A 20,565-nucleotide genomic window follows, 5' to 3' on the forward strand; every position below is an offset into this window, starting at 1 on the left:
ACAGGGGGCAAAAGGTTGAAAAAGAAGTATATCGTGTTCGGGCTCGTGATTATTGTGGCTCTTCTGGCAGCGGCTACCGCTCCCAAGAAAGATGATTTTACCAGGTGGATTAAGACGCAAGTCAAGAAAGAGGCGGATAATGTAATCGTTTCTTGGGGCATAGATTTTCTTGGAGATAAGCTGGACGGTCTGATCCAAAGCACAACGACCTGCTCGAACTATGTTGTTTTCACGGTCTGTGAGACCAAATTTACAGATAAAAACAAGATTAAAGCTTTAGGCGTATTTAATAACTTCCTATCTTTACACTGAGTAGAAAAAGAACCTCCCGTTTCACTTCCATAGTGGCTCTGGAGGTTCTTTTTTATGTTCATCATTTATGGGCTATATTTTCCATAGTCCGGTTTTCAGATCGTTGACTTTTTTTCAGCCTTCGGGTTTTCAGCTTATGTTCGCATGAATTGTCAGTAGTTTTTGTTAAAAGAAGAAGGTAAGATCAATACTGTCGCTGGAGTTGGCCGCATCTGTAATCACCGGTATTCCCTATCGGGGTTAAGGCCGTCTCTATGGCGGTGTTGAATCCGGCAGAGTAGAATCTCATCCGGTTCCCAATGTTCAGCTTGGCTGAATCTGTTCACTAGCTACTCTTGTCTGTGCAAGCGGTTAAACGAACAGCCACTATCATCAGGAAGAAGAAAGCCAGAATGGTGAAAATGATTTCATTAAGCGAAGGGGAGAAGAAGTAGATGAGAAAGCAAGTATGGGAGAAAGCAACTAAAACGGCCGCCGCGGCAGCTCTGTTGGGCACTGTATTGGCAGGATGCGGCGGTGGCAGTGCTAACCCGGGGACCGAAAAGCCGCCGGAATCGTCAGGGCCGACCAGCCATCCTCCGGTCAAGCTGAATATGATGGTCGATTCCCATCCGAACTGGCCGTACAAAGAAGATTGGCCGATATACAAGTACATTAAGGAAGCGACAAACATTGAATTCAATGTGCAGGCGCCGCCTAACGATTACGGGACGGCCATTAACCTGGCAGTGTCTTCGGGAGATATGCCTGATCTCATGACGATCACGAACCTGGCTACGGCAAATAAACACGGGAATAGCGGGGCATTCCTTAATATCTTCGACCATTTGGACGAGATGCCGAACTACAAGAAGTTTCTTGAGGATCATCCGGAAGTGAAGCAGAGGGTCATGTCCGCCGATGGTAAAAGCTATTACCTTCCGCTCTATGGACTTGAGAAGGAGTCCAGGCGTTCATGGCTGTATCGATCTGACGTATTTGAGAAGCATGGTCTGGAGCTTCCGAAAACCTACGATGAGCTGTACGAGGTAGCCAAAAAATTAAAGGAACTGTATCCCGACAGCTATCCGCTTGCGATCTTTGGCGGCATGAGTCCGCTCGGCAACATGGCGACAAACTTCAATACTTTTAACTGGCAGTATTACGACTATGACAAGGATGAGTGGAGATACGGCCCGGTTGAAGAAAATTACAAACTCATGCTGACCTATTTGAACAAGTTTTATAAGGAAGGGCTTATTCCGCCCGATTTCATGTCCATCCAGCGGAAGCAGTTCCAGGACCTGTTTGCCCAGGAGAAAGCTTTCATGGCCGTGGATTACATTGGGTCCATCGACCAGTTGATGTCTCTTCTCAAGGATCAAATTCCGGGCTTTAAAGTCGAGTTTATGCCGCCGCCGGCCGGCGGACCTGAAGGAAAACCGCTGAATGAATATTCCGGTTTTATGCCTAAGGGTTGGTCAGTAGCGAGCAATACCAAGAACAGGGAAGCCGTTCTGCGCTATCTGGATTTTCTGTATTCCCCGGAAGGCATTGAACTGGTGAGCTGGGGCAAGGAAGGCGAAACTTACATTGTGGAGAACGGGGAGAAAAAAATTAACCCGGAATATACCAGCTTCGCCGACTTAAGAACAAGAACAGGGATTGCCACCTACGGATCATTTACGGTTCATGACATGGAAGGCTTCTTCAAAATGTTCTCTCCTGAAATGCAGGAGGGGTTGAAAGTGATCGACCAATACTCCTTAAACCCTCAGCAGCCGGTTTTTGCCTTTACCGATCAGGAGAACGAAGAGCTGGGCATTACAGGTGAGAGCATCAAGAAATACATGGAGGAGAACGTCGGGAAGTTTATTCTTGGTCAGAAATCATTCGATGAATGGGATGCCTATGTCGCTGAAATGGAAAGATTAGGCGTTCAGAAATATGTCGACATCTACAAAAAGGCACATGACCGGGCGAAGAGCCTCATGGACAAATAATTATACCTGCCGCCTATAAGCATGCATGCTTATAGGCGGCGGGAATACTGCAATCCGTTGCTCCGGCTTGTTGGAAGATGCTGAAGTTCCCGTCCGGCTTATCGAAGGATCCAGGGATAAGGTTATAAATCTGATTCAGCTCTCGTGCTTATAGGAGACTGAAAGGGATCTCTTATTCGGCATAAGACGGGGCCGGAAAGAGAAATACGCGCAACAAGGAGATTGTAAAAAAACTATGTCAACCTCACGTCCTGCTATAACTGATGTTCAATCGAAGCCTCTGTCCAATACATCATTGGGATATAAAATTAAGCGCGACCGATATCTCCTGCTCATGGTTTTGCCCTGTGTGCTTTATTACATCATTTTCAAGTATGTGCCGATCTTTGGGATAGCGATTGCGTTCAAGGACTATAACATGTATAAAGGGGTATTCGCCAGCAATTGGGTGGGCTTTAAATACTTCCGTATGTTTTTTGACAGCCCGGATTTCTTTCCCATTATCCGCAACACCTTCTTACTGGGCTTCTATAAGCTGCTGTTCGGGTTTCCGGCTCCGATTATTTTAGCCCTGCTGATTAACGAAGTAAGAAACTCCTTCTATAAAAGGTTTGTGCAAACGGTCAGTTATTTGCCGCATTTTATTTCCAATGTTGTAGTGGCCGGGATCGTCGTTATGTTTCTGTCCCCGTCCAGCGGAATGGTCAATCGCCTTCTGGAAATGTTCGGTATGGACAAAATCAATTTTATGGTTGAAGCGTCCTGGTTTCGGACGATCTATGTAACCAGCGATATATGGCAGCATGTCGGGTGGGGAACCATTATTTATTTAGCCGCATTAACGGCGATCGATCCTCAATTGTACGAAGCGTCGAGGATAGATGGGGCCAATCGCTGGCAGCAAACCCTGCATATTACTTTGCCGGGAATAGCTCCGGCCATCGTTATTCTATTAATTCTCGATATCGGAAAGATTATTGAAATCGGCTTCGAGAAGGTATATTTGTTATCCAGTCCGGTCACCTATGAAACGGCGGATATTCTCAGCACATATGTATATCGTACGGGTCTGGCCAACGGAAATTACAGCTACGCGACCGCCATTGACCTGTTTACCGGAATTATCAGCTTTATCTTTATTATCGGCGCGAATCAAATCAGCAAGAAGGTAAGTGAACATAGCATCTGGTAAACGGTGCGCTCAAGGCTTCCGCCAAATCCGGGCTAAACGTGCGAGCAGGTGTTAGCTCGGCACTCCAACCCTACCTTCCAGGTCTTGTATCGAATAAGGAGATTGCTAAATGAAACAACGCTTAAATTGGTTTGATATCGTGAATGGAATCATTTTATTGGGAGTAGTGTTCCTCTGCCTATACCCGTTCATCTATATGATTGCGGTCTCGCTAAGCGATGATATCTACATATTGAAGGGAGAAGTCTGGTTCTGGCCCAAAGGCTTCACTCTGGAAGCCTACAAATATGTGATGGCCGACGGGAGAATCTTTACGGGGTATAAAAACACCTTCATCTATGTCACCCTGGGAACAGCGGTTTCCTTGCTGCTAACTGCATTAGGAGCCTATGCTCTGTCGAAGCCAAAGATGGTTTTCCGCAAATCGTTAATGCTGATGATTGTATTTACGATGTTTTTCGGCGGCGGGATGATTCCTACATTTCTCGTAGTGAGAGAGCTCGGACTGGTTAATACGATTTGGGCGATGATTCTGCCGGGGGCTATTTCAACCTGGAATTTGCTCATTATGCGAACGTTTTTTGCAGGCATTCCCAGCGAGCTGGAGGAATCGGGAAAAATCGATGGCTTATCGGAAATCGGTATCTTCTTTCGGATCGTGCTGCCCTTGTCCAAAGCCGTGCTGGCTACGATCGGGTTATATTATGCGGTAGGCATATGGAACAACTTCATGGGGCCGCTTCTCTACTTGCGGAACCAGGAGCTGTTTCCCCTTCAGGTCATTCTGCGAAATATCGTCTTATCCGGTCAGCTGTCCGGAAGCGAGGGGCCCACGGAAATTGTCGTCATTGAGGAAGCGATCAAGTTTGCTACCATTCTGGTGTCCACCCTGCCGATCCTGATCATTTATCCTTTCATCCAGAAATATTTCGTTAAAGGTGCGTTGATCGGTTCGGTTAAAGGATAACGCCGGGGTCCGGGCCTCGGGTAGGCTTGGGGGCCTGGAAGGGATGCACTAGTTCCGGGCAGCCTCGGCGGAGCCGCCAGAAACCGCATATGCATCGACAAACAGGGGATAGGGTCGTAGGGTGATTTTAACGACCCCCTTTAGGGGAAAGTAAGGGGGCCGCCTTATAAGCCGGTCTGTATAACGAAACATAGAAATGTTATTTGGGCAAAATGGAACTTCTCCATTTTGTAACGAAACTCAAGATCGCTATTCACCAAAATAGAAGGTCACAGCACAGCTTTTCGCCCTGATAACGATCCTGAGTTTCGTTATATTTGAAATGACATCGTTTTTACGGTAATAGCGGTTCTCAAATTCGTTAGCAGAAATGATCTGCAGCTGTTTCTCAATCGTTTTGAAACTACTTTTGAGACAGTCCCTATGTGACGCTGAGTCATGCTAGCCATTTTCTTTTTCAAAAAGAAGGGTTTTGCGGTAGTCGCCCGGAGGCTGGCCGGTCCATTTCTTGAACATCCGGATGAACGAAGTGGAGTTGCGGTAACCAAGCCGTTCACCGATTTCCTTGATCGTCAGCTCCGGCTTGGACAACAGCTCCTTGGCCGCGCGAATTCTTACCCGGTTCAGATGCTCGGTGAAATTGTGGCCGGTCTTTTCCTTAATATAGCCGGATAAATAAGTGGGGGACATGTTCAATTTATCGGCAAGCAGATCCAGCGAAATATCCTCTTCATAATGGTTCTCCAGAAAATTCATAACAAATTCGATAATGTCATACTGCTCTTCCCGTTTTACTTTAATGGTCCGAACCGATCTGGAAATAAACTGGCTGAGCACCCGCTTGTATTGCTCCGTAGTTATACATTCCTGAAGCTGGGCCAAAATGTCGGCCGGGGAGCCTTCGCAAGGCACTTTAAGCAGCTCCATCGTTTTCCAGGTCTTCACAATCAGCGTTTCGGCGAATCTGGACAATTGTTCCGAGGTAGCCTGATGCTTGTCCATCGAATCGAGCATCCGGGCAACGAGATGGTTGCAATGGGCATCATTGCCGGCCTGGACATTGACGTAAAATTCATGTTCCTGCTCCGGCGTAAACATGAAATGGGAGTCCGTCTGCGCCAATTCCCATATGATTTGCGTTTCTTCCACCGGCCTGGCCTGGCGGATCATCATTAATGTCTGCTCGTACGCTTTATCGAAGTCTGAGGACTGTTTAAAGACGGAGCTGACGGCTACGGTTACGAGATAGAAATTCCGGTCGAAGTCAAAGGTTTTCTTTAAGGCCTCGATGCTGTTCTGCAGTGGCTCGTCTCTCTTGTCCGTGTGAATGATGGACAGAATCTGATTGTTCTCCATCTGAAGAGTATGCGATACGGGAAAGGACTTCCGGATATGCAGCTGAATAAATTCACAGACGCGAGCCGCTACTTTTTCCTGCCGCAGAAGCGCTTGATCCATGGCGCTCTTCCGATAATGAAGCCGATATAGCACGAGGATAAAAGTTCCTTCTCCCACCATAAACTCCCGCGTAATGGGAACATCGCTATAAATTTTTTTGAAACGGGTCATATAGCCGTAATTGGTTAACAATGATTTATTGCTGATCAGCTTCTGGTTCATCTGATTCCGTTCCTGGAACAATCCGTCCATCCGGTCGTGAATCAGATTGAATTCATTGATGCTGCTGTGGTAGGCCGCCGGTTTCTTGCCCTGAACGAAGCTGGAAATGATCTCGCGCACCGGACGGTGGATGCTGCGGCTGAAGAAGAAGGATGCGGCGATTCCGATCAGCACGGTGACGGCAAACAATAACACGGCCATCCAGTTTAACTGCTGCAGGGTGGCATTCATCGTCTGGTAAGGAATAATGGAGACATAGGTGGCTCCCGATTCTTCCCCCTTCTTAAAGAAATAGTAAGTGTGATCTTGAAGCAGCCACTTCTTGCTCCCGTCCCATTCCGGGAGGCTGCGCTTGCCGGCCGATTCGGACGAAGCCAAGATAACGCTCCCCTGCGGGTCGAGCAGAAGAAGCTCCGATTGCGGGGTCCCGCTGTAGGCCTGGAGCAGCTTGTTCGCTTGAATAAAGGCAATGATCTGGTAATCCCGATGCATCGTCTGGGCTATGACCGGAAGAAGGCTGGATGTGTTTTGAGTATGCTCGTTACGGAAGTTGGCCGCCGGGAAGATAGAGAAAGAAATCGGTTCCTCCCATTGCTTCTGAAAGAAAGAAGCCGGATAAGAATTACTGATATAAAAACGGGAGAACATACGTTCTTCCAAAACAAGCCCTTCCTTTTCGATCAGAAAGGAAGACCCGGGATAATAAATCATTAAATTCTCCAAATGATAGTAGGGATTCGCCACATCATTCCGAAGCTGGTTCACTAAGTTCGTCATCATAAGGTAGTCCAGATCCTGCAAGCTGCCCGAGAGCGACTGTCTATAAAGCGCTTTCACATTGCTATCGTGATACAAATTGAACATAAGCCCTTTCAAAGAGCGGAATTGATTCTCCAGCGTTTCCGACGTATTTTTCATCAGGGATAGATTATGGCTTATAATTTCTCTCTCGACATTGCGGGAGTAAAGGTACAGGGACCATAAATTATAGGAAGCCAGTAAGATGATAATAATTAGAAAGTTAATCAATAATTTCATAAATAAAGAGTTGACCTTGAAGTTAAGACCTGAAAACCGGAACATGCTGACACTCCCTATGAGTATGGTTTTTGCTAATTATAACTAATCCCGGCGCCTCTATAAATGAACACTTTTTAGGATTGCTGACTTTATTTCAGGTTGAATCCATACAACATCGATATATTTGCAGATGCAAATAGGGCCGGATCTGCCCTCCGGGACAAACTGATCGAAGGGAATAACGGCCTTAATTTCAAGAGCAGCCAAGAAGTTTGGTTCGGCGTCCGGGGTAAGCCGAAAGAGAGGAGCTTAATACAGCGCTAATGAATCAGCTCGCTTTCCTGGGCCTTCTTGATAAAACGTTGAGACGCCCGGTTGATCGATTTTTTCAAGGCTAACCCTATAAGAAGGGTGATTCCGACATAGGCGGCCATCATCCGCAGGTCGAGAAGGATAATGTCCCATAGAATTCCGCCGACGGCTTCACGCATCATACTGATAGCATACGTGAAGGGAAGGTAAGGATGAATCGCCTGAAAGAATGGGGGAGTCACCTGGATCGGGAAGGTGCCGCCGGAGCCGGCCAGCTGCAGAACCAGCAGCACGATGGCCAGCGCTTTGCCGATATTGCCGAATACGGAAACCAGAGTATAGACAATGAGCATAAATACTGCGCTAAGCAGTGCGCCGAAGAAGACGAACCAGTCCTTGTTGACGCAATAGGTTCCGAGCAGAAACAAATCGCCCAGTGTCACCATCAGCGATTGCAGGATGGCTATCGACATGAAGGTCAAATATCGCCCGAAGTAAATTTGATAGCTCTTGTAGCTAAGTTCGGGATGATGAACCTCTACCGTCAGCAAAGAGACCAGGAGCAGAGCTCCTACCCAAAGAGATAAAGTAGTGAAGAAGGGGGACATGGCCGATCCGTAATTCGGAATTGGAAACAGCTTATTCTCCTTAAGCACGACCGGTTCGGCGAAGAAGCTGCTTTCCTCTTCCGCATTGTGCTTGAGCAAATCAATGATTTCCGACAGGTTCCCCTCGCTCTCCAATTGCCGGATAAGGTCGGCAAGTGCTTTGATCCTCGCTTCGATGACCGGAAGATGCTGCTGGACGGCTTGCAGCTCACGGCCCCCGAATGCCAGTCCGGCAGCCGCATCGTTAATAATCTTCTGAACATCCGGAATGCTGCGGGAAGCCTCTGTCAGAACGGTATGGGCCTGCTCGGCCGCCGTTCTCGCCTTGTTCAGCCCTTCCAGAATGAGGGGCTGGATCTCGCTGTCGTATCGGTTGAGCAGGTCTCCAATCCAAGCGGAGGCATCCTTGGACAATTGGTTTAAGCTTTGGACCAGGTCGTCAGCCGGTTTCTCTCCCTTATCTATAACTTCCCTGATCCGATTGACGGCTGCTGCCTGCTGTTCGAAATTCGTCTTGATCTGTCCGAGCCTATCGGTCACGAAAGCGAGCCGGTTGCCGCCAACCATGCTGTTGAGCCTGGCAAATAGCGAGCTTGTCTTGTCGGTGATGTCAATGGCCAGGGCCAGTCTGCGGGAGGCCCGGTCGAGGGCTGATTTCACTGCGGCCGGGTCCGGCTTCTCTTCAAGCAGCAGTGCAGTCAATTGCTCCGTGGCCGTCGCCGTTTGCTGCAGCAGCGCGAGATCGTTCTTGATGGAAGGGCCTGCTGCAGCCGCATTCTCTCTGCTCCGGTCGAGGAACTGGCCTAACCGCTCGGTAAAATCCTGCCCGTCCTTGGCCAATTGGGCGACAATCGGTACATTCTCCTGAGCTTTGAGGACAATCTCGTTAGCCTTGCTCAGGTCTTCCGAAGCAGTGGCGACCGTCTGCCAGATCTCCGGAAACATCGCTTCCAACTTGAAGACAAGGCTTCTAAGCTGCTCGATAGTCGGAAGCTCGCTCTCCAGCGTCACGCCGATTTCATTGAAAATTTGAAAAATGGTTCCGTTAGCAATCTTGATAAAGTTGCGGCTAACTTCCTCTATAATTCCGCTGGCCCCTTTAGACGTAATTTTAGGGGAAATGGCATTGATTTTCTCATTCACCGTATATTCAATCTCGGCCTTCTGAGGATGGTCCGTCAGAATTGACGCTATCTTCTCGGAAAAGTCGGAGGGAATCGTTATGCTCGCATAATAGTCTCCATGCTGAACTCCTCTGAGTGCCGTCGGTTCATCCACGAAGATCCAGCCGATTTGACGGTTATCCCTGAGCGAGGCAATGATTTCCTCTCCAATGTTGATCGGTTGAGCTCTAATGACCGATCCTGCATCGTTATTGGAAACAGCCACGGCCAGTCCTCCCGTCTGACCATACGGATCCCAAGAAGCTTCGATGTTAAACCAGGCGTATAGGGAGGGCAAAAAGACGAGTCCGGTAATAACAATTAATGCCGCCCAGTTGGTGAAAATATGTTTAAGGTCGCGAAAGTAGATATCTCGAATAGTTTTCATGGAAGCCACCCAAATGGTTTTTCGTTAGTATCTCTGCTTTCGCTGCCAAACATACCCTTCATTAACATGATGTCAGCCGGAGTTTTCTACGTCTCTGTGGAAAAAGCCCTCCAGTCGCCCCGCATAGAATAAAGGAAGGGCCCGCCCTCTACGGCCAAGCCCTCCTTATCAATTATTCGCTGCACGTTTCACAAGGTGTGTCCTTTAGAAACGCTTGGCTTTATCAAACACTTTGTACAGCAGGGTAGCAATTTGCGCCCGGGTACCTTTGGCCTGCGGGGCCAATTGCCTGTCGCTTAATCCGCTCATGGCATCCATTTTAATGTTAATGGCAACCGCTTGTCTGGCCCAATCGCTGACTTCGCCGGCGTCTTCAAAGCGGCCTAACAATGCATCCACTTCTTCATCAGTGATGGACATATTCATTCCAAGCTGCTGTCGCATCAGCCGTTCCAGGACGACAGCCATCTCCTCACGGGAAACCAGTTCGTTTGGCTTAAACCGGCCGTCCTCATAGCCTTCAATTAACCGGTGCTGGGCCCCGAGCAGGATATCCTCGAAGTACCATTCTCCTTCATGAACGTCGCTGAAGCTTGGGTAGAAGGACAGGCTATCCAACGGCAGTGCATTGACCAGCAGCGTAATGAATTCGGCGCGCGTGATCGGCCTATCGGGTCTGAAGGTACCGTCCTCATAGCCGTTGACAATGTTTTTTGATGCTAAATATTCAATATAGGATTGTCCCCAGTGGCCTGCAATATCAGGGAAGGTGATCGCTGTCTTCATGATGGCGATATCGCTGTTTCCATGGATGACAATCTCTTTAATGTTGTCCTTGGTGGTGCTGGGAACCAGCTCCCATCTTTGATAGATATCGGAGAAATCGTAGGCATTAGCCTGTTTGAGCTCCTGCTCCGATAGCTTGGTGGGGAGCTCGATCATCCCCTTGATGGAATAGGTGTCCGACGCCCAGCCGTCCGCTGTATCCAGGCCTTCCAGCGAAATGGAATATAGATTGGAAAGCGGCTCATAATTGGACGGAACGTTGGTTATCAAGTCCGCGTCTTTCATCTCGAAAGAGGCTTTGAATGCGTTCGACTTAATATCCCAAGGGTCGACGGTGATTTTGCCGTCAGGCGTTTCCGCAATAATCATACGGGCGTTTCTTCTTAAATATTCAAGCATGCTCTGATCGAACATGACGTAATTCGGTTGGCTCGAATATTTGCCGCTGGCAATCTTGAAGATAATCCTGTTGAAGTTATTTCCCGGCTCCAGATGCTCTTTAAGCTTGGCATACGTAATATTGGCGTCCGAAGGGGTACCTATCGACACAATCATATCCCCATCCAGCAGATAAGGGCTTAGAGGCTGCCCCTCCTGCTCCGGGCGGGTCCTCGTAATCCAGAAGGTGTAGGTGCCTGAACCTCCTCCATAATAATTCTGCACCTTGACCTCTATTTTGTTGTCTCCATAGGCCAGCGGCAATTCCGGCGACAGCTGAAGATTATTGACATTATGCCCGTTAACCGTAATTGAATGGATTCCTGTGCCTATCGGCATCATCTTGATGGCCGTTATGCCCGATTCCACCGTCGCATGGTAGTAGGAGACATTCTTGTCGAACTTGGGACTGTAGGTCACACCGGGTATAACGATGGTGGACAGCTCATTGGGATCGTAAGTATAATCTCCTCTGCTTACGATGAAGGTGTAGGTCCGGGAGGCTCCCCCATTGTCCGGAACAACCTCAATGTTCACACTATTTTCTCCAAGGTTAAGCGGAATGGATACTTGTTGATTGGATGAATAATAAGTGTTGTTAATTTTGATTCGGGCCCTTCCGGTCGTCACAGGAGTAAAAGTAAAATTCGGATTTCCCGTATATCCCCGATAATAGGTTTCGTTCGGATGAAAGCTTCGATCCAGCGCGATGTTGGGAGAGCCGATTGAAATCAGGCTGTTATCCCCGATCGGTCCGCCCGGATCCGTCTGCCCCTGAGCCAGCCGGGTAACGACAATCGTATAGTAGCTCAGGCCTCCGTTGTTCGATCTGGCTTCTATCGTAATCGTGTTTGTTCCTACGTTGAGCGCAGCCCAGTAATATTCGCCGCTTGCAACCGGTTGCCCGTTTACCTTGACCGATATATTGGAATGATAGATCGGGCTTAACCGGAAATGGCTCACCGGGTAAGTGACGGTTGAAGAATAGCCGCTAATATTGGACTGGAAGCTCTTATCCAGGGAGAGGCCCTCGACCAGAAGATTGCTCAAATAAGTATTGGGATCGCCGATGGTGCCCCCGATGCCGCCACCGCCATTTCCGATATCTCCGTAATCCGAAGGCAGCCTTGTAATCATAACGTTATAGTAACGAATATCCCCACTGGAGCTGCGGACTTCAATGGCGACGTTATTGTCTCCGGTCTTAAGGGGGATATCGTGGTAGCTGCCGCTCTGCACCTCTTTTCCGTTAATTTTGGCCGTAATGCCGGACCAGAATGAGACGCTGATTTGCAGGTTGGAGGTGCTGTTATTGACGGTAGCGTAATATTTGAGCACATTGGAGTCGAAGCTCCGGTTCAAGGTTCCGCTGCTCAGCGAAAGGTTGGACAAATAAGCGAACTGCTGGCTGCCCCCGCCAGAATGGCCGCCTCCGCCGCCTCCGGGGTTTTGGTTATTATCGTTATACGACAACCGGCTGATGTTTATCTGGTAGGTCTTTTTAATATTGTCATAGGAATCGACTTCGATGGCTATTTCGTTATCGCCTACCGATAGAGGAACGGTATGGAAAGCCCCGCTCGCAACCTTCGTTCCCCGAATGGTTACGGAGCGGACATTGCTGCCGTAGGCAGGGCTGACCTTCACTTCGGATACATAATTATTGACTACCGAAGAGTAGTAAGTGACGCTCGGATCGAAGGCTCTGTTTAACGAAGCCCCTTCCAGATAAAGATAGGATAATCCGTTCTTATCGGCTGTGGATCGGTCCAGATGGATAGTATAGACCTTCATTTCGTTGGCGGAAGAGGAAACTTCAACCATCAGGGAATTGATCCCGGTTATCGGAATGGCCGCGGGCACTCCGCTCGATACTATTCGTCCATTAATTTTCACGGTTAAGTCCTTCAAATCGGTTACGGCTGTAACGTTGATAAAGGACAGAAACTCGGGAATTCTGGCCGTGTAGGAGGTCGCCTCCGGGTCGAACGGCTCATTCAAGGATGCCGCATCCATAAACAAATTAACGAGACCGATACTTTTGCGGGTCACGTTGACCGTATATAACTTGGAGCTGCCGTTGGGAGCAATAACGGAAATCGAAATAATATTGGAGCCTACCATCAGCGGCACATCCCGGGAAGAGCCGCTGCCGATCGGAGTTCCGTTTATTTGAATCGTTGCATTCTTATCCATGGCGGTAGGAGTGACCCGGATAGAAGTTTTATGGTAGGGCACATCCGCGGTATAAAATACATTTAACGGCGTAAATACGGGAGAAAGCGAATAATTTTCCAGGACCAGATTGGCCAGGGACAAGCTGTAATTGTTGTTGGTATCGGCATGGGCTGTCGGAACAGGGGCGCCGGCCGCCAACGGAGACAACAGAAGAGCGGAGCACAGCAGCACCTTCCCGATCCACGACTTTCGATTCTTTCTCATAAGGGATCTATACCTTCTTTCCTCATAAACTTCCTTGGCGATTTGCTGGGAAACCACCGTTATCAGCTGCTTCCGTTATAAGAACGGATACGCCCTATACTGGCTATGAATAAACCTTCTATCGTTATATATCGGCCGAAGGAGGAAAAAAACGTAGATATCCGATATAAAAATGAGTGCAAAAGACAAGCAAAACGGCATGTCTTTTTTAGAAAAAGCCACGCAATGCCTGATTCTAAAGCGATAATGCAGGTCTTTGGAGCGATTTTTGCGAAATCTCCCCATTTTGTCAAAAAGACCTGCACATTTGATCGTCTTTCGCCTTCTTTTTTGAAAAAGGCACGATTTTAATGCACTTTTGCTCGTCTTTGCGACGTCCTTACGGATCTGAATGCGACCTTCATGCGTAAGGGATGGGTAGGTTTCCTTGGCAGCAATTAAGAAAAAAAGCCGCATTCCTTAAATTAAGGAGTGCGGCGTTGGAAGGACACGATAGTTTAAATTTATCGATGCTCCGGAGAGCACCTGTGGATGCTTACTTGAAGTCCTCTCCCGTCAGATAATGGTAGAACGGTTTATCTACCCAGAAGGTGTAGTTGATGACCTCTATGTCCGGTGACAACTTCCGGAAGCCTTCCGCGATCGACTCGGAATCTTCCTGTAAAGTAAAGGATTGGGCGTAGTAATGTCCGTCTACAATTTTGTTATTCGCAATAATTTCGTAGTCGTCTATTTCCGTCAAGGAATAGTATAACGGCTGCCACCATGAATGGACGATTAAACCGGTTTGGTCTTCGCTATTCTTCTTGGCGTACTGCAGAATAACGGATTGGAAACGTTCCTTGTCCCCTGCGTTCTCGAATTCGAGCGATAGATCGTATTCCTTGACGGAGAAGATATAGTTTCCGTTAGCGATTTGAGTCAGCTTATTCGTCTCGGATTCCTCGGGCTTCCCCCATTCAGCCAAGTGAATGAATGCGGAAGTTTTCGGTTCCAGCTGAACCTTGGCATTCAGCCCTTCGCTGCGGAGCAGCCCTACAAGCTGGAGGGCATGCTCGATATTCGAATGCCCGTATGTAAGGGACAGGGAATCAATGAAGTTCGGATCGAAGCGCGAATCCTTAAGATTATAGCCTGTAACGAGCCCGTTCTCCAGAGCGTTGTTGACGATTTGCTGCAGTGCCGGGGCTTCGATAATATCCGAAGTCCGATATGCTTGTGCAAGCTTGCCGTAAATATCCGGGTCGTTCACTTCTCCGAGGTAATGCTTATATTGGCCCTTCAGAGCCAAAACTTTCCCCAGCAGTTCTTCCGTAAAAGCTTTGGTCGCCGGAGGATTGCCGGAGAAAATTCCGTAATAAGCGGGAGCAATGAGTCCATTGTCAACGGCTGCGGCAATTTCTTGTGCGGCCGAGAAATCGAAGGCGGCCGGATTTAACCCCAGCTTGGAGAGGGCTGCCTCTACTTTATCATTGGGATAGGTATAGGCCAGCTCCTTCAATCCTGCCGCTTTGACCGCGATGAAGGCGGCCTGGAGAACATCGAGTCTGCGGTCCGCATGGACCTCGGAAGCGGTCAGGATGCCTTGTTCATGAAGCGCCACCGAGGCAGCATAGGCAGGATTAGCGGCATCGAGATCGGTGAAAGGAAGCGGCGCGTTCTCCGAGGGCCGGATATTCAGAGCTTGGGCGACAGCTTGAATGAAGTCCCCTTTAGTGATGGAATCGCCTATTTCGATCTGGAATTTTTCCTTGAGAAAGAGAGCATAATTTTCCTGCGGGCTATGGATAGATAGCTGGGAAACCTGCGCTTGCGATACAGCCTCGCCGTGAGCCTGCTGTCCCGGGGCGGCAAACAGTACAGCCAAGGAAAGGGAGGCGGCTAGTATCGACTTGGAGAGTGAAGCTTTGATGGTGCTCATCATTAATTCCTCCTGACAAAAAGTTTATAAATCTTATTATTCCGATTAGAAATATAGGAATCATAGCCAAGATGATATCCAAAATTGGCGGTTGTGTCAATAGAAGCGATTTGGGATTGCATAATGGGATTATAAGAAATATAATGACATATAATATTAAGAATATTCGAAAAAAAGCGTTGAAGAGAAAGAGTAGTTGGACCCACTTCTTTGAACAGAGAGCTCCGGCAGCTGAGAAGGAGCAAAGAAGCATCCGGCGAATATGGTCTCTGAGCTGTGCATCGAACCCATCCGGCAGTAGGCTGCACCGGGAGCGCCCGTTATAGTGCTAGGGTATACGCACCTAAGTGCCGTACCTGAAGAGGTCCATGCTGTGAAGTATGGATGAATGCGGGTGGTAACACGTGAGATATAGGCTCTCGTCCCTTATTAGGGGACGGGAGTTTTTTTGTGGGGTTACTACAATATTTCAATATACTGGAGGTCATGATCATGAGTGTTTTTATTGGGGGCGCTTGGCCGTATGCTAACGGGTCGCTGCATTTGGGACATATTGCAAGCTTATTGCCGGGCGAAATACTGGCGCGCTATTACCGTCTAAGAGGGGAGGAGGTGCTCTATGTCTCCGGCAGTGACTGTCACGGAACACCCATATCGATCCGGGCTAACCAGGAGGGGGTTTCCCCCGAAGTCATTGCGGAGCGTTATCATAACGAGTTTGCCGACTGCTTCCGGAAACTTGGCTTTTCTTATGATCTATATACCCGGACGGATGAACCGTTCCACCATCACCTCGTCCAGCAGCTGTTTCTCCAACTATTGGACAATGGATATATTTACAAAAAGGCGATTGAGCAAACCTATTGCGAAGCCTGCTCCCGTTTTTTGCCGGACCGCTATGTAGAGGGACAGTGCCCTCATTGCGGCCAGCAGGCCCGCGGAGATCAATGCGATTATTGCTCTAATCTGCTGGACCCCGGCGATTTGCTTCATAAAAAGTGCAAGCTGTGCGGGAGCCCCCCTATTACTAGACAGGACGATCATTATTTTCTGGCTCTGTCCAAATTTCAACAGAAGCTGGAGGAATACCTAGGCGAGGCGACCGGATGGAGGGACAACGCGGTTCAATTGACTCGAAGATATTTGGACGAAGGACTTCATGACCGGGCGGCGACCCGAAATTTAACCTGGGGAGTAGATGTTCCTCTTGAAGGAGACAGCGATAAAAAAATATATGTCTGGATCGAAGCAGTCAGCGGATATCTGTCAGCCAGCATGAGGTGGGCGCAGGAAACCGGTCGGAGCTGGGAGAACTACTGGTCGGAGAAGACCATCGCCTATTATGTTCATGGCAAGGACAACATTCCGTTTCATACACTCATTCTTCCTGCCCTGCTTATAGGGGTGGGGCGCCATCTGCACTTGCCGGACAGAATCATTTCGAGCGAATATTTAACGCTGGAAGGGAAGAAGATCTCGACCAGCCGGAATTGGGCGGTATGGGTGACCGACATGATTCAGCGGTATGAACCGGATTCGCTGCGATATTTTCTGACGATTAATGGGCCGGAGAACCGGGATGCGGATTTTTCCTGGAGGGAATTCATATACAGCCACAACAGCGAGCTGCTGGGCGCTTTCGGCAACTTTGTAAACCGAAGCCTTAAGTTCATTGTCCAATTCTTCGATGGACGTATTCCGGCTGGCACTATGGAGATAAGCAAGAAGCCGGAGATCATGGAGCTGTATAACCAAGCGGGCCAAGCCATAGAAGCGGGCAAATTGAAGGATGCTCTGGAGATGATTTTCACTTTCATCCGCGGAGCCAACAAATTTTTCGACGAACGCAAGCCGTGGGTGCAAATTAAGGAAAACCGCCGGCATTGCGCGGATACTTTATTTACATGCGTGCAAATCATAGCGAACCTGGCGAATGTATTGGAGCCGTTCTTGCCCTTTACTTGTCGGAGAATCAGGGACTTTCTGTCCATCTCGCAGGCGGGATGGCAATATACGGAGATAGCCCCCGGCACAATTATCCGGTCATTGGAGGTGCTGTTTACAAGAATTGATGCTGCTGTAATAGAAGAGGAAATTGCCCGCCTGGGCAAGGGGTAACGGGAAGGGGAAAGGCGGCATCGGAAGAAGGAAGGGAAGGGGGCAAGCGGGAAGCCCCCCGAAGAACGTTCCCTACTTCGTGACTATGAATCTAACGATAGTTCCCTGGCCGACAATGCTTTCGATCTGCAGTCCTTGGCCGTAGATTTGCCTCAAACGCCGGTCCGTATTAGACAGGCCGATTCCCGAGCGGCCGCTCGAAGGCTCGAGAATATGCCGCAGACGCTCACTCTCAATACCGACCCCGTTATCTTCAATGGATATTTCGACCCGGTCCCCCATATCGGTTATCCGAATGCGAAGCAGCCCTCCTTCGGACCGCTTCTTCAAACCGTGCCGAATCGCGTTCTCCACCAGAGGCTGAATAGATAGCGGGGGGATGACCGGTGCAACATTATGGTCAATCTCCCATGAAACCTGCAGCCTATCCTCAAACCGTTCCTTCTCTATAGCCAGATAGGAGCGAACGAGGCCAAGCTCATGCTCTAGAGGGACCAGCCGCTCGGAGTTCTGAAAGTCAAAGCTCGTGCGTAAATAATCCCCGAATGCTTCCAGCATTGTACGCATTCTAGGCATATCAATGTAGCTAAGAGCTACCAAGGAGTTCAGCGTATTGAACATAAAGTGAGGCTTAATCTGTGCCTGAAGCCAGGCCGCCTCCATACGCAGCCGATCGTGCACGGACCTCTTTAACCCGGTCAAAGCGTAAACCCGGGCTTTCAGTTCGGCAGCCTCCGCCGGTTTGGTCACATAATCGTTGGCGCCGGCAAGGAAACCGGTCTGGATATCCTCCAACTGATTGCGAGCGGTCACTAACAGGACAGGGAGCTCCCAGGGGGAGAAGCGCTCGCGGACTTTGCGGGTCAATTCGTATCCCGACATCTTCGGCATCATCACGTCCGAGATGATTAAATCCCACTCTCCCGCTTCCAGCATGGCCAAGGCTTCCTGAGCGCTTGCTGCCGTTACTATTTCGTAAGGTTCGGAAGACAGAATGGCCTCCAGTATATTCAGATTGACCGGATCATCATCTACGGCCAGCAGCCTGGGCACGTCAGATGAGATTCGGGAGATAGCAGGTCCGGGAGCCGCCCGAGACGAGCTTTCGCTCAGAGCTCGGGATGGCTCTTCAGCACAAGCGGCCGCCGTTTCGCTTTCCGCTTGGGAAACCGAAGGAAGGCCTGGCTCCTCCTGTATAATTGCCGGCTCGGCCAAAGGCAGGGTAAAGGTGAACACGGAGCCCTGTCCCGGGACGGAGTGGACCTCGATCGTTCCCCCGTGCAGGTCCACCAATTGCTGGCAGATGTTTAATCCCAGCCCGATTCCTCCTCCAATCGCGGTGATGCTGGAATCACCCTGTTCGTAAGGCTGGAAGATTCTTGTTTGGGTCTCCTCATCCATACCTATGCCGGTATCCTCGACCCGGATCCGGGCCATCCCTTCCTTAATAGAAGCGTCTATAGTAATAGTTCCTTCATGGGTATATTTCACCGCATTATGAAGCAGATTGAACAAGATCTGAATGAGCCTGTTCTCGTCTGCCATTACGGGCGGGAAGTTATCCGGGATCCGATGGACGAAACGGACCGGCTTGCCTTCGGTCATGAACCGAAGCATATCCAGCACACCCGATACCACCGTCTGTACCCGAAGAGAGGTTATGTTCAGCCGGACACGGTTTTCTTTCAGGCGGGTCAGATCCAGCAGATCATTCAACTGCAGCGACATACGGCGGCCTATGGTCATAAGCAGGTTCATATTTTTGCTCGTTTTATCATCTGCTGAAGCCTTGCTGTCCAGCACCGCCTGAGCAATATTGAGAATCGCATGCAGCGGGTTGCGCAATTCATGCGAGGTGTTCGCCAGAAAATCGTCCTTCAGCTTATCCTCCCGCTGCAGCTTCTCGGCAAGCTGCTTCGTCTTGGCGGCCGTACGGAAATAACGTCTGAACCAGTAGGTAGCGAAGGCCAGGCAAGCCAGGATCATGTCGACAGGATAATATTCTACATTCAACCAGTCTGATTTTTTGAAGACACCCCAGATGATGTTGGCCATAAGAGCGGTTGTTCCCAGCAGCAGAAACAAGGCATCTTTATTCCCCCGCAGCGTACTGCGAAGGGACAGGAACGGTACGGCCAGGAAAGCAAATAACAGGTAGACGACCCTCAGAGTTTTGGCCATCTCAACATATTCGGGCGGTGCCCATAGAATAAATAACAATAATAGAACATATACGATAGAGTACCAATGTAAGACTCGCTTGACGGATTTGCCGGACAACAATCTGCTCACAAATTCGAACAGGAATATGGCCGCTCCCGGGTAGACGATGATTTGCAGCTTCTGAGTCCATTCGTAGTTGAGCGGCAGCCAAACCAGCCATCGGCGACCAATATCGTTAGAATGGCAAACACGATCAAAAAAGAGAAGTAGATCAGAACCTTCTGCTGTTGTGCTATGAAATATAAAACAATGCTGTAAAAAACATGCATCAGCAAAATAGCGCAAACCATTAACTGCAGGCCGATAGAGATCATCGTTTCCTTGTTTACGGCGGCCGCCGTTCCGAACTTGATAGGGTGGCTTATCCCTCCATTTCGCAGATTATCGAAGTTGGCGGCGTGTATGACAATATCTATCTCGTTCCTATCAGTTGTAAAGGAAAGGGTATACGGGATTTCCTTGCCTGTATATTGATCGCTGCTCAGAGCCGGATATCCCGATTGACCTAACAATTGCCCATTGACGAATACCTCGGAAGAGGCAGGAATATCGGGGATTCGAAGGCCAAAGGGCTGTACGCTGTCCGGTTCAACCAATATACGCAGACGGTAGGATCCTGCCCCGAACGTCGGATGCGTCTGCGCGGATTCAGACATAATCCAATTTCCGGGCACCTGAAGAAACCCCTTGTCCTCTTCAGTCAGATTCGTCTGGACAGGGTCCCGCTGGATCAGTCTATGAGGGTAGAATTCCCATTCTCCATTCAGGGTAATGGTATGATTCGATGGCAGATCCCAGTCCCGCAAATCCAATATTCCTTGTACAGCTCGCGGATGCTCGGGAATCGTCTGAAATCCCATCCAGGCTAAGCGGATTCCAGTGATCAAAAGCAAGAATAATCCGGTAATCGATAAAATGGTTCTCATTTTCATGTTTAATTCATTCGACAAAAATCGTCTAATCCCTCCAAATGCCAGTTGGAATAATGTTGCAGCCTGTCAATGCTAGGGTTACAATCGGAATGGAGTATAGTCTGGTAGTAATAGTGTGTTACAACATGTATTAAATCGAGC

The 20,565-nt window shown here is 49.0% G+C and carries 11 protein-coding genes and 1 other annotated feature; of the genes, 5 read left to right on the forward strand and 6 right to left on the reverse strand.

The features are described from left to right. Positions 1–15 precede the first annotated feature (15 nt). The 4 genes from ACTHRH_RS12400 to ACTHRH_RS12415 all read left to right on the forward strand — a co-directional run bounded on the left by ACTHRH_RS12400 (position 16) and on the right by ACTHRH_RS12415 (position 4,453). Positions 16–312 (forward strand): DUF4359 domain-containing protein, encoded by a 297-nt coding sequence (locus tag ACTHRH_RS12400; RefSeq protein WP_379289870.1) that lies wholly within the window; start codon positions 16–18, stop codon positions 310–312. Between the two features lie 434 nt (positions 313–746). Next, positions 747–2,294 (forward strand): extracellular solute-binding protein, encoded by a 1,548-nt coding sequence (locus ACTHRH_RS12405; protein WP_379289873.1) that lies wholly within the window; start codon positions 747–749, stop codon positions 2,292–2,294. 235 nt (positions 2,295–2,529) lie between these two features. Next, a complete protein-coding gene (locus tag ACTHRH_RS12410) occupies positions 2,530–3,486 on the forward strand; it encodes an ABC transporter permease (RefSeq protein WP_397347713.1) in 957 nt (318 codons plus the stop codon). 109 nt (positions 3,487–3,595) lie between these two features. Continuing rightward, positions 3,596–4,453 (forward strand): carbohydrate ABC transporter permease, encoded by an 858-nt coding sequence (locus tag ACTHRH_RS12415; RefSeq protein WP_144939108.1) that lies wholly within the window; start codon positions 3,596–3,598, stop codon positions 4,451–4,453. 441 nt (positions 4,454–4,894) lie between these two features. On the opposite strand, the gene ACTHRH_RS12420 is transcribed toward ACTHRH_RS12415, so the two are convergent. The 4 genes from ACTHRH_RS12420 to ACTHRH_RS12435 form a co-directional block, all read right to left on the reverse strand. After that, the gene (locus ACTHRH_RS12420) at positions 4,895–7,156 is read right to left on the reverse strand and encodes a helix-turn-helix domain-containing protein (protein WP_440415780.1); all 2,262 of its coding nucleotides are present in this window, start codon (positions 7,154–7,156) and stop codon (positions 4,895–4,897) included. 257 nt (positions 7,157–7,413) lie between these two features. Beyond that, positions 7,414–9,564 (reverse strand): YhgE/Pip family protein, encoded by a 2,151-nt coding sequence (locus ACTHRH_RS12425; protein WP_440415782.1) that lies wholly within the window; start codon positions 9,562–9,564, stop codon positions 7,414–7,416. Between the two features lie 204 nt (positions 9,565–9,768). Continuing rightward, entirely contained in the window at positions 9,769–13,230 is a 3,462-nt protein-coding gene (locus tag ACTHRH_RS12430; protein WP_440415784.1) for a cadherin-like beta sandwich domain-containing protein, read from the reverse strand. A 535-nt stretch (positions 13,231–13,765) separates the two neighbouring features. After that, a complete protein-coding gene (locus ACTHRH_RS12435) occupies positions 13,766–15,151 on the reverse strand; it encodes a hypothetical protein (RefSeq protein ID WP_440415786.1) in 1,386 nt (461 codons plus the stop codon). Between the two features lie 170 nt (positions 15,152–15,321). Beyond that, positions 15,322–15,581: a binding site (T-box leader), on the forward strand. A gap of 62 nt (positions 15,582–15,643) precedes the next feature. On the opposite strand from ACTHRH_RS12435, the gene metG reads away from it, so the two are divergent. Further along, positions 15,644–17,269 (forward strand): methionine--tRNA ligase, encoded by a 1,626-nt coding sequence (gene metG, locus ACTHRH_RS12440; RefSeq protein ID WP_440415788.1) that lies wholly within the window; start codon positions 15,644–15,646, stop codon positions 17,267–17,269. 72 nt (positions 17,270–17,341) lie between these two features. Here metG and ACTHRH_RS12445 read toward each other — a convergent pair whose 3' ends face one another. Continuing rightward, positions 17,342–19,663 (reverse strand): ATP-binding protein, encoded by a 2,322-nt coding sequence (locus tag ACTHRH_RS12445; protein ID WP_440415826.1) that lies wholly within the window; start codon positions 19,661–19,663, stop codon positions 17,342–17,344. After that, a complete protein-coding gene (locus ACTHRH_RS12450; protein WP_440415790.1) occupies positions 19,558–20,442 on the reverse strand; it encodes a hypothetical protein in 885 nt (294 codons plus the stop codon). Before ACTHRH_RS12450 ends, ACTHRH_RS12445 begins: the two co-directional genes overlap by 106 nt. Between the last annotated feature and the right edge of the window lie 123 nt (positions 20,443–20,565).

The sequence above is a fragment of the Paenibacillus sp. SAFN-117 genome (assembly GCF_051966115.1).
In the GTDB taxonomy this organism is placed as follows: domain Bacteria; phylum Bacillota; class Bacilli; order Paenibacillales; family NBRC-103111; genus Paenibacillus_L; species Paenibacillus_L residui.